Origin of the sequence: Ruminiclostridium papyrosolvens DSM 2782 (genome assembly GCF_029318685.1) — a bacterium.
In the GTDB taxonomy this organism is placed as follows: Bacteria; Bacillota; Clostridia; order Acetivibrionales; family DSM-1351; genus Ruminiclostridium; species Ruminiclostridium papyrosolvens.
Genome location: NZ_CP119677.1, coordinates 2,514,245 through 2,526,804, shown reverse-complemented (window position 1 = coordinate 2,526,804; position 12,560 = coordinate 2,514,245). Strand labels below are relative to the sequence as shown.

The 12,560-nt window shown below is 41.0% G+C and carries 5 protein-coding genes; all 5 read left to right on the top strand.

Annotated features, from left to right (window positions below; all coding sequences use genetic code 11):
* Positions 1 to 17: 17 nt before the first annotated feature.
* The 5 genes from P0092_RS11520 (at position 18) to P0092_RS11500 (ending at position 12,535) form a co-directional block, all read left to right on the top strand.
* Positions 18 to 1,271, top strand: coding sequence for a hydroxymethylglutaryl-CoA synthase family protein (locus P0092_RS11520; protein WP_004619350.1), 1,254 nt, complete (start codon positions 18 to 20; stop codon positions 1,269 to 1,271).
* Positions 1,271 to 2,035, top strand: coding sequence for an enoyl-CoA hydratase/isomerase (locus P0092_RS11515; protein ID WP_004619351.1), 765 nt, complete (start codon positions 1,271 to 1,273; stop codon positions 2,033 to 2,035). Before P0092_RS11520 ends, P0092_RS11515 begins: the two co-directional genes overlap by 1 nt.
* 25 nt (positions 2,036 to 2,060) lie before the next feature.
* The gene (locus tag P0092_RS11510) at positions 2,061 to 2,810 is read left to right on the top strand and encodes a polyketide synthase (RefSeq protein ID WP_004619352.1); all 750 of its coding nucleotides are present in this window, start codon (positions 2,061 to 2,063) and stop codon (positions 2,808 to 2,810) included.
* Between the two features lie 79 nt (positions 2,811 to 2,889).
* Complete coding sequence (locus P0092_RS11505) at positions 2,890 to 8,232, top strand: type I polyketide synthase (protein ID WP_004619353.1); 5,343 nt, start codon at positions 2,890 to 2,892, stop codon at positions 8,230 to 8,232.
* On the top strand, positions 8,216 to 12,535 hold the full coding sequence (locus P0092_RS11500) for a beta-ketoacyl synthase N-terminal-like domain-containing protein (RefSeq protein WP_004619354.1): 4,320 nt from the start codon (positions 8,216 to 8,218) through the stop codon (positions 12,533 to 12,535). Before P0092_RS11505 ends, P0092_RS11500 begins: the two co-directional genes overlap by 17 nt.
* The last annotated feature ends 25 nt before the right edge of the window (positions 12,536 to 12,560 follow it).

Genomic DNA, 12,560 nt, shown 5'->3' with positions numbered 1-12,560 from the left:
AAAGGTGAGGGAAGAGTATGATTTCAGTTGGAATTGAAGCGATGAATGTTTTTGGAGGAACAGCGTATCTGGATGTGATTAAATTAGCCAATCACCGTCAATTGGATACTAAAAGATTTGAAAATTTATTAATGAAAGAAAAGACCGTAGCACTACCTTGTGAAGACCCAGTCACTTTTGGTGTTAATGCGGCTAAACCACTGGTGGACTCTCTCTCTGAAGCAGAGAAAGATCGTATTGAAATGCTGGTTACCTGTACGGAATCCGGGATTGATTTTGGAAAGTCCATAAGTACATATATCCATCATTATTTAGGATTGAATCGAAATTGCCGGTTGTTTGAACTCAAAAATGCTTGTTATTCTGGAACTGCCGGATTTCAGACAGCAATTAATTTTATTTTATCCCAAGCATCTCCCGGAGCTAAAGCCTTGGTGATTGCAAGTGATATTTCTCGTTTTATGGCAGTCGATGAAATGGATGCTGTGACTGCGGATTGGTCATTCGCTGAACCGAGTGGGGGTGCGGGGGCTGTTGCGATCATAGTCAGTGAAACCCCTTATGTATTTGAAGTGGATGTAGGGGCTAACGGATATTATGGCTATGAGGTGATGGATACTTGCCGGCCTGTTCCTGACAGCGAAGCTGGGAATGCAGATTTATCCTTATTGTCCTATCTGGATTGTTGTGAGCAGGCGTATCTGGAATATCAAAGGCGGATAGCGGATGTAGATTATCAAGATACATTCCAGTACCTTGCTTTTCATACTCCTTTTGGGGGAATGGTGAAAGGGGCGCATCGAACCATGATGCGCAAAATGACTCAAGCCAAGCCTGCTCAAATAGAGGCCGATTTTGAGCAAAGGGTGATGCCGGGAATAATTTACTGCCAACGAGTCGGAAATATCATGGGAGGTACTGTGTTCCTCTCTATGGCAAGTATTATAGATAATGGCCAATTTGATTCTTCAAAACGAATAGGTTGTTTTTCTTATGGGTCGGGCTGCTGCTCCGAGTTTTACAGTGGTATTGTCACGGCTGAAGGCCAGAAACGCCAGCGCCGTTGGGGGATTGGTACACAGTTGAATGAACGCTATCAATTGTCTATGGATGAATATGATGCTTTATTAATGGGCAGTGGCATGGTGAAATTCGGTACCCGAAATGCCAAGCTGGATGTACACCCAGGCGTGCTAACATCGCTCCAGGGAAAAAATAGATTAATACTGGATGAAATCCGGGAATTTCATCGTGAATACAGGTGGATATAATGAGCTATAAAACAATTAATGTTCGGTTTCAGGATCGAATGTGCTTCCTACAATTTTATCGTCCTAAAGCCAATAATACGATCAACGATATATTGATTGAGGAATGCCATCAGGTTCTGGCATTATGCGAAGAATCAATTACTGTGGTGATATTGGAAGGCTTACCCGAAGTATTTTGTTTTGGGGTTGATTTTGAAGGAATACATGCACAGATAGCAAGTGGAAAACCAAGTGAACAGAGCCCGGGCTCCTTATATGATCTGTGGTTGAAATTAGCAACCGGACCTTACATAACAATTTCTCATCTCAGAGGAAAGGTTAATGCCGGAGGCTTAGGATTCGTTGCAGCCAGCGACATAGTGCTTGCTGATCAGACCGCACAGCTCAGCTTATCTGAACTATTATTCGGGTTGTTCCCAGCTTGTGTTTTGCCATTTTTGATCCGGCGGATTGGATTTCAAAAAGCTAATTATTTGACGTTGATGACTCGGCCGATATCAGTTCAACAGGCATTTGAAATGGGTCTGGTTGATGCCTATGATTTTGAAAGTGAGGCATTGCTTCGCAAACACTTGGTATGCCTCAGACGTTTATCTAAAACAGCTATTCTACGATACAAACGCTATATGAATGGGTTGAATGATTTACTGATTCAATCCAAATCTCCAGCTGTGGCTGCAAATCAAGAGTTTTTTTCCGACCCTTGCGTCCTGGAGGGGATTTTTCGGTTTGTAGAAAAGGGAGAATTTCCATGGGAGGATTAATGAGTTATGATAGGAGAGATATACATTGATACAATCTGTGGTGGATTTATGTGAGGTCGAACCTGGCATTGTTCAAGTGACAATGCATGACCGGGTTCATAAGAATACATTTTCGCAAGAATTAATTCTTGGCCTGATCAAAACATTTGAGACTATTAAAGCCAATTTAAGCTATAGGGTGGTTATCCTAACAGGTTATGACAGCTACTTTGCCTCTGGAGGGACCAAGGAGGGATTATTAGCCATGCATAACAGCAAGGTGAAATTTGATGATGTAAACGTCTACAGTCTTGCCTTGGACTGTGAGATTCCAGTGATTGCCGCGATGCAAGGACATGGGATTGGGGGCGGATTCATTATGGGACTGTTTGCTGATTTTGTGATTTTGGGCAGGGAAAATGTATATACCACTAACTTTATGAAATATGGATTTACGCCTGGAATGGGCGCGACCTACATTTTATCCAAGAAATTGGGGTTTAGTTTGGCAGAGGAGCTGTTGTTAAATGCAGGTAATTATCGCGGGGCGGAGCTTGAAAAACGTGGGATTCCATTTCCTGTATTACCCCGGCAAGAAGTTATGGCTTATGCGCTTGAATTAGCTCGGCAAGTAGCTGAAAAACCTAGAATTTCGCTGATCACATTAAAGAATCATTTGGTAACCCCTATTCGGGAACAGCTTCCTGATGTTATAAAGCAGGAGGTTAAAATGCATGAAATGACATTTCATCAAGCAGAGGTCAAGGAGCGGATTAACAGATTATTTGGGAAGTAATAATATATTACGCAACTTGCCCACAGTGGCTGGGAAAGTTGCGTATATTAGCTCAAAGGAAGTTTGTGAGGAGGGCATAATGAATTTAGAAGAGTTTTTTCTTGCACTGCAAGCAAAGGAAATAAGTCCTGAAGACGCAAAAAAAGAACTAAGAAAAATAAAAACAGTGCCGGAACAATCATTAAGTGAAGAATCAAATCAGGAAATAGCGTCCATAGGTGAAGAGAAGCGCTTTATTGACAATAAGGAAGCTGTTGCAATTATCGGGATGTCTGGAAGATATCCTGCAGCGGGCAATTTGGAACAGTATTGGGTTAATTTGGCCAAAGCAAAAAATTCAATTCAAGAAGTTCCCAAATCTCGTTGGGATGTAAATAAATATTACGACCCGCGTCCGTCTCAAAAAGGGAAAGTATATTCCAAATGGATCGGGCTATTGGAGGATATAGAATGCTTTGACCCGTTGTTTTTTAATATTTCCCCAACAGAAGCAGAAGTTATGGATCCCCAACACCGAATTTTTTTAGAGGAAGGCTATAAGGCATTTGAAGATGCAGGCTATAGCCGTCAGTTATTGAACAGCAAAAAATGTGGTGTATACCTGGGAATTATGAACGCCGAGTATGGCATAATGTTGTGGCAAAACCAGGCTTCAACAAATAATATAACAGGTAATAGCTATTCTATCGCAGCAGCCCGTATAGCTTATTTTCTTAATCTAAAAGGACCTGCGATTGCAATCGATACAGCATGTTCTTCATCATTGGTAGCGACACATTTGGCATGTCAGGCTTTATTAAGCCATGATATAGATATGGCCTTGGTTGGAGGTGTAACCTTATACTTGACACAAGAGCCATATATCGGTATGTGTGCGGCAGGGATGTTGTCACCCGACGGACAATGCAAAACTTTTGATCAGAATGCCAATGGTTTTGTTCCGGGAGAGGGCGCAGGAGCATTGGTATTAAAGAGATTAAAAGATGCAGAAGCCGATAATGATCCTATATATGGCGTTATCATCGGTTCAGGTATAAATCAAGATGGAAAGACAAACGGGATTACTGCACCTAGCGCAAATAGCCAGGCTGAACTGGAAAGGGAGATATACAATAAAAATAAAATACATCCGGAAAGCATCAGCTATGTAGAAATGCACGGGACTGGAACAAAGCTGGGAGACCCAATTGAATTAGAGGCGTTATCAACGGTTTTTATGGAAAAAACAACTCATAAGGAATACTGTGGCATAGGCTCTGTAAAAAGCAATATTGGTCATACATCGGCAGCGTCAGGTATTGCCAGTGTTCAAAAAGTATTATTATGCATGAAGTATGGAAAACTTGTGCCAACATTAAATTTTCAAAATCCTAATGAACATTTCAATTTTAAAGAGTCTCCGTTTTATATAAATACCGAATTGCGGCCCTGGAAAGTTAGCCAGGGTATGCCTCGGCGTGCCAGTGTGAGTTCTTTTGGTTTCAGTGGGACAAATGCACATATTGTTATCGAAGAATACATTCCCAAGCTTGCTACAGCCAAAGCACAGATTCCAGTCAATGAAAACACCCCGATCCTGTTTGCTTTATCTGCCAAAAGCGAGCAACAGTTAAGATTCCATGCAAAAAATATGAAAGAATATATTGAATCACATGCAGACCTCAACCTTGTGGATATGGCCTATACGTTGCAAGTGGGACGCGAAGCAATGGAATACCGACTGGCTTTTCTGGCAGATTCAAGAGAGACCTTGCTAAAAGCATTAAAGGATTTCATCAATAACAATTCAACAACAGAAGTACTGACTGCTCAGGTAAAAAAAAGCAAAGATGGAGTGGCTGCCTTTAAAACTGATGAAGATGCCGAAGTTTTGTTCCAAACTTTGATTCAAAAAAGATTATATTATAGAATAGCAGAGCTATGGGTTAAAGGCTTAGCCTTTGATTGGAACAAGCTCTACAGTGGGATCAAACCCAACCGAATCAGCCTGCCTGCTTACCCCTTTTTCAGGGAGCGTTATTGGATTCCCCAGATAAAATATGAAGGTGGCAATAAGAGTCCAATCTTAGCGGAAGATAGTTGGCCTTTTAATACAGAAATAGTTATACATACAAAAGAATGGCATGCAAAAGCGATAGATACCAAGGCTCCCATACAATCAGGTGTAGTAGCTGTTTTAGGCACACCTGCAACCAGGAAGCTTGCCTTTGCATTATTTGAAGATATGGAAGGGCTTCAGGTTATACAGGTTATACATGATGAAATCGGTTCTGACGAAGAAATATTGACCGATTTTTATTCATCTTCGGCAGGTGAATCACTCTATGAACAGTTTAAAGACAAGCTGAAAGGTCGAAAAATACTCGGTGTTATCGATATTACAGCTCATGATAGTGCATATGAACAGTCAACAACGATAGAATCCGGGAAAATAACTTTCCTGCAAAAGCTTATAGAGTATGATAGAAATGAGGGCTATAGACTTTTACAAGCAACGTATAAATTGCATGCCTTTCAATTGGCTGCAGCAACAATACAGGGAGCTCGTACAGCAGGCTTGTATCGAATGTTAGGTGCTGAGTATAAACAAATTCAGGCCATGTCCATGGACAGCGATTGTTCGGTTGAAAATCATATAATATTAACACAGCAAATCCAAACAGAGTTTTTGAATATGGATAAAGTAAATCCAACCGAATGCTGTTATCGGAAAAATGAAAGATATGAACCTTATTTGGCGATTTCACAAACGAACAGTGTAATCCAGGATAAACTTGGTATTCCAGAAAAATATGATGAACATGATGTTGTTCTAATTACAGGCGGAACACGCGGGATTGGTGCTTCTATTGCGGAGCATGTCGTTTCCCAGGGGATTAAAAATCTTGTAATCATGGGAAGAGAAGCCTTGCCGGAACCTTCTGAATGGAATAATATCCTGGATGGAAATGGAAAGCTTGAGATTGAACAAAAACTCAAACGCATGCAATCTCTCATCAACCGGGGAGTAAGAATTCGCTATTACAGAACGCCCTTATCGGATGAAAATGGAATGAAGGCTATGGTACAAGATATTCACCTACATTTAGGCCATATCACAGGTGTGTTCCACTGTGCAGGATTAACCAGCAGGAATCCGGCCTTCTTTAAAAAATCAATAAAAGATTTCGAGGCAGTCTGTGAACCGAAGATGAAAGGACTGGTAATCCTTCACAGAGCGCTTGAAGAAGAACCTTTAGACTTTTTTATTTTGTTCTCCTCCATATCCAGTATTGTACCGACATTATCAACCGGACAAAGTGATTATGCCATGGCCAATGCCTATATGGATTATTTTGCGATGAATCAAGTGGGGGAAGAAAAGCATTATTTTAAGTCCGTTCAATGGCCGGCGTGGAGCGGAACAGGTATGGCAGCGGGAGGGGTACATACGGCGGCTTATAAGGCGGCAGGTCTTACATCCCTTGAAATAAATGATGGATTGGCCCTTTTGGATATGGTTAAAAGGATGCCTCATATTGTAAGTCTTCCTTGTATGGTGGTTCCAGGTGAATTTACGCCGGATCACCTGCTTAAAACGAAGATCATGCCGGGCATGCAAAAATACGGCTTGGAGCTGCAGAGATCATCGGAACAAAAGCCTGAGGCATCACCGGCACAGCAATCCCGGGCAGACCTGCGAACGTGTACCATGCAGTGGCTGAAACAAGTTTTTTGTTCAGAATTAAAATTATCGGCTAATCAGTTGAATGATGAGAAACCGTTTGATGAATATGGGGTTGAATCCATTATTATGGCTCAGCTTGTACAGTTGTTACAAGAAAAGGTCAGTAAAAAAATAGATCCTTCACTCATCCTGGAATATAGCACCATAACCGCGCTCACGGATTATTTTTTGGCTAATCATGCAGAAGACTTGCAAAAAAATCTTGGACATGAAAAAAAGTGCGTTAAAGAGGATTTCCGTATCTCTGTAAACCAGCCGAAAGTGATAAGCGAGCCTAAAAAATCAGAAGAAGATATAGCTATAGTTGGAATATCGTGCCGATTGCCAGGCTCACCTACCAAAGAAGCATACTGGGAGTTGTTGACAACAGGAGTATCTGCGATTGAGCCTGTACCTCCACAGCGCTGGAGCTCTAAAAATAATCGCCAGGATTATGGCGGATGGATAGAGAATATCGATCTGTTTGATCCTCAATTCTTTAATATTAATGAAAATGATGCGGCAATTATGGATCCACAGGCACGGATCATTTTGGAAGAAAGTATGCATGCAATTTATGATGCCGGATATGAACACAAACAATTGTCAGGACAAAAGGTGGGAGTCTATATTGGGGGACGTTATCAGCCTAATACTAATGTAGATGCTATCTTACGGGCTCCCAACCCTGTCCTGGGAATTGGTCAAAACTATTTGGCAGCAAATATTTCGAGATGTTTTAATTTTAAAGGGCCAAGCTTGGTAGTGGATACAGCCTGCTCGTCCGGAATAACCGGCATGCTGCTTGCCTGCGATTCCTTACGGGAAAGGCGAATTGATATGGCGTTGATTGGTGCGGTAAGCTTACTGGTCAATCCTTATGCTCATGACCTTTTTGCCGCTCGTAATATTTTAAGCAGGAATGGCGAATTTCATATCTTTGACAAACGTTCCAACGGGGAAGTGCTTGGGGAAGGAGCCGGGGTTGTCATGATAAAGCGGCTGTGCGACGCCATCAAAGACGGGAACCATATCTATGGCATTATCAAGGCTATAGCAGTGAATAACGACGGACAAACGCTTGGCCCCGGATCGCCCAATATTAATGCCCAGGAGCAAGTGATGCGAGATGCACTGACATTAAGCGGAAAACAACTGGAGGATATAGGGTATATCGAGGTCAATGGGGGTGGCTCTGCCATCGTTGATTCCATTGAAATTAAAGCTCTGAGTAATGTGTATAACCTTGGAAATAAAGCATTAAAGCCATGTGGTATTGGCTCTGTCAAACCCATTATAGGACATCTGCTATTGACTGCCGGGATGGCAGGATTTATACGTTGCGTGTTAAGCGTATATCATAAAAAGATTCCGCCATTTTTATCTACTTTAGACCCATTCAGCAGCTATGATTTTTCCTCATCGCGTATTGAGTTTAACAGGAAAACAATTGATTGGACGGTGGATTATGGGAAGAAACGCATTGCTGCACTGAACTCTTTTCCGGACGGAGGTACTAATTGCCATGTTATTCTAGAAGAATTTGTGTCTGATGGTAATTATCAGCAGAAATATTTCCCCAGGAAAGCCCCGGGTATGGTGAAAAAACGCTTCCCCATATCTTTGCCTGAACTTTCTTCTGATATGGAAAACACGAAGCACAGCCGTGTGGCAATAACAAACATATGGGGGGAATATTATGAAAAAGAAGTATAACTTGACTTTAACCATAGAGCATCCGATAATCAAAAACCATATGGTTTTTGAACAAAATTTACTGCCGGGATTGGCCTATATTGATATGCTGTATCAATTAGCACAAGATGGCTTGGGAATGGATTATGACAAGCATAGTTTGAAGCATTTGACTATTTACAATCCATTGATTGTGGAAAAAGACCGGCCGGTAAGGCTTGAAATCTTGTTTAACAAGGTATCTGATTATTGGAATATCACCGTACAAGGTACGGAAACAGATAGTCATGGTAAATCATTGCCGGAAAAGCTGTATATCACGGCTAAATTTTATGAAGAAAAAATATGTTTTGAGGAACAAATAGATATTGAAGCTATGAAAGAAGCAGTCAGGCGACGTTTGAATTTAGACGTTTTGTATGAAGAAGCGAGGAAACTAGGCTTGGTTCATCAGGGGATGATCAAGGCTAAAGGAAATGTCTATCTGGCAGGCCCCATTTGTTTGGTTGAAGTAAATGTGGATGATGCTTGCCATGATAAAGGTAAAAAAGTCCTTTTCCATCCAGCTCTTATAGATGGTGCTGCAATTGCAGCGGGTGCCATTGAAAACAACACCAATACCGGGAATAATGAAGATCTTTACATACCGTTATATTATGAATCGTTCTCTTGCATAGAACCTTTGGATACCCGTTGCTATGCTGTGGTGAGATCAGAATCACTTAATAAGGTTAACGATGTTCGCACAATGGATATATCATTTTTTACCACAGCCGGAAAACAAGTTGCACAGTTAAAGGGGATAACTGGAAAAAAGATACGGTTTAGAGAACAAATCAAACCGGTAGTCAAAACGGAAAGTGTTTCGTACAATATTCAAGAAAATCCTGTTTTACCTGAAATATCTCCTCAACACCAAATTGAGACAGCATCAAAGCATATGGAAGCCATTTTGCGAAAAATCTTTTCAAGCTACATCAATCAGGCAGCTTCACAGATTGACATAAATAGAAACTTCTTTGAAATCGGTCTGGAATCATCTCAGTTATTGTCTATAGTGAAAGAAATTGAAAACTCTTTTAACCTATCCTTAAGCCCCATATTATTGTTTGAAAACAATAATATAAGAGAGTTAATCGATTCAATAAAAACAAAGGTCGAAGAAAGCGGCTGTTCTCATTATGAACCTGTTAAAAAAACAGACAACAAGTCAGTGTATACGGAAGAAAGCCTGTTATTAAAACAAAAGGGAACAGAATCTCGGGACATCGCTATAATCGGTCTCTCTGGACGTTACCCTGGGGCAAGAAACATCCAGGAGCTATGGAGCACCCTAAAAGAGGGCAGGGATTGTATTGCCGAAATTCCTGAAGACCGCTGGGATCATAGCCTATATTTCGATGAGGATAAGAGCAGAGCGGGAAAGACTTACTGCAGGTGGGGAGGCTTTTTAGATGATGTGGATAATTTTGATCCGCTGTTCTTCAATATCTCACCGCGGGAAGCAGAAATAATGGATCCTATGGATCGACTCTTTTTGGAAACTGTTTGGAATTTGCTTGAAAATGCAGGATATACACGAGAAGCTTTGCAACGCCAATATCAATCCAGCGTTGGGGTTTATGTCGGCGCAATGTATCAGCAATATCATTTTTTAAAAACAGATATTATTAGAGAATCAGCCATTTCTTTATCTTCCTATAGCACTATTGCGAATCGAGTTTCTTACTTTTTTAATCTTCAGGGACCCAGTATAGCTATTGATACTGCTTGTTCTTCTTCTGCCATTGCAATTCATATGGCTTGCGAAAGCTTGACGAATGGAGATTGTAAGCTGGCAATCGCAGGAGGGGTAAATCTCTCAATCCATCCGAAAAAATACCTGGGACTAAGCCTGACTCAAATGATTGGTTCCCATTATAACAGCAGAAGCTTTGGAGACGGGGATGGATTTCTTCCTGCAGAAGGTGTTGGTGCGGTTTTATTAAAACCACTCACTAAAGCAATCAATGACGGGGATTCCATTCTTGCAGTTATTAAATCGACAGCAACTAATCATGGGGGGCACGCCAGTGGATTCAATGTACCCAATCCTAATGCACAAGCACAGTTAATCGAAAACAATTTTATAAAATCCGGGATTGACCCTCGGACTATCAGTTATGTTGAAGCGGCCGCCAATGGATCTGCTTTGGGAGATCCAATTGAAATTGCAGCATTGAATAAAGCCTTTCAGAAATTCACGTGTGATCGGCAGTTTTGTGCAATTGGGTCAGTAAAATCCAATATTGGGCATGCTGAAGCGGCTTCGGGAATCTCCCAGCTTACTAAAGTTATTTTACAATTACAACACAAACAACTGGTTCCATCAATAAAAGCAGAACCTCTGAATTCCAATATATGCTTTCAAAATACCCCTTTTTACTTGCAACAAGAACTTCAAGAATGGAAACGGCCTGTGGTAGAGGTTGATGGAGAAAAATGTGAGTTTCCTCTGCGCACAGCTATTAGTTCGTTTGGGGCAGGAGGATCAAATGCACATTTGATTATCGAAGAATACATCCCTGCTCAAAAAGGGGTGAATAATATCCATTATTCTGCAAGCTTACCCCAGATGGTAGTGTTTTCTGCTAAAAACCAAAATCAATTAGTGTCAGTAATCCAACAAATGCTTGACTTTTTGGAACTTCGAAAGGATATTTCTATATTGGATATTGCTTATACGCTCTTGGCAGGGCGAGAAGCGATGGAGTCCCGTTTGGCAATGGTAGTCAGCAGCCGCGAAGAGTTGATCCAGGGTATGAAGGGGTATCTTGACAAAGAGAAAGAAGCTTGCATACCAACTTTTACAGGAGATATGGAAGAGAACTCGAAAATTAGGGGCCTGTTTTCCGGTAAATTAGGGGAGACACTGGTTCAAAAGCTGTTGGAAGAAAAAGACCTGGAGAAAATCGCCCTCTATTGGACTCAGGGAGGTTATTTTCCACTGGAATCACTTTATGAGGGACAACAAGTCCTCAAGATTCCCTTGCCAACCTATCCTTTTGAGAAACGGCGCTGTTGGATTCAGTCTTCGATGGAATCTGGATTGAATATAGAATCTGATATGTCATTGTATAATAGCACCAGCGCTGCCGAATTACATGCCTCACTGCCAGACCGGGTAATTGTTATTATAACCCGTTTGCTGGGATTGACAGTTAACGAATTTAACACAAATGCATCATTGGATAAGTATGGTATTGATTCAATTGTTTTCATGTCAATTTTCCAACAATTGAAATCTCAGGTAGATTCGTCAATCACTTTTGAAAAATTGCGGGAATGTAAAACAACGCAAGATATTATAAATATCTTACCGACACAGAATTTAGACAAACGTATGTCGTCGGGACAACAAGCCAGGAATTCAGCTCCCGCCACCTGGCCTCAATTTCCCGAGCTTATTCATCTCAATCAGAGTACTGAAGGACGAGCCGTATTTTGGTTTCATGGAGGCTTGGGCGGAGTGGAAATATATCATACAATTGCTCACAAGATTCAACGGCCTTTTTATGGTATTCAAGCGCGAGGGGGGATTGCCAACCGGTCTCCTTTATATGGAATTCAGGCCATGGCCTCTTACTATGTTCATATTATCCAGTCTGTTCAACCGGAGGGACCTTACGATTTAGGTGGATATTCTTTAGGTGGGAATTTGGCATATGAAGTCACGCGTCAGTTGCAAGAGCTGGGACAAATGGTCCATACGATTGTAATGTTGGATTCAATAGATAGTACCGGACTCAAAAAAATAAATTTATGTGAAAAAACTATGATTTTACAAGCAGTTAACACAGCGTTGGTTTCTGCGAATTTAGAAGAACCGGAAAAAATTGCCCAAGTATTGATTCATAAGGATGAAGTAAACCCAAATGTAGATGATGAAGAGTTTTTTAAGCAGGTAATTATGCTTGCCAGGTCACGTGGATTAGACAATACAGAAGCTCAGTTATATGATAAGGTTCAGCAAAATAAAAAAATTCAAGATGCTTACGAAGCGAGTCGTTTTCGCATTTTAGCATTACCTGATTCCAAATCGGTAACTTGTTATTATTTTCGCAATAAGAGTGGATTGCTTTTGGGAGAATTGGAACCCTACTATTCAATCGAAGACGATGATTACACACTGGATCATGTTAATTACTGGGAGGAATGGAAGCAGCAGTTTCCTAATCTTCATATGATGGATGTGGATTCTTCCAATCATATGACGCTCTTGATGGATTCCAAACCACTTGGAGTAATACTTGACTTGTGCGAAAAATTATATTCAGGGAAATAAAAAATTAGAAAGGAGCAGGAGAATG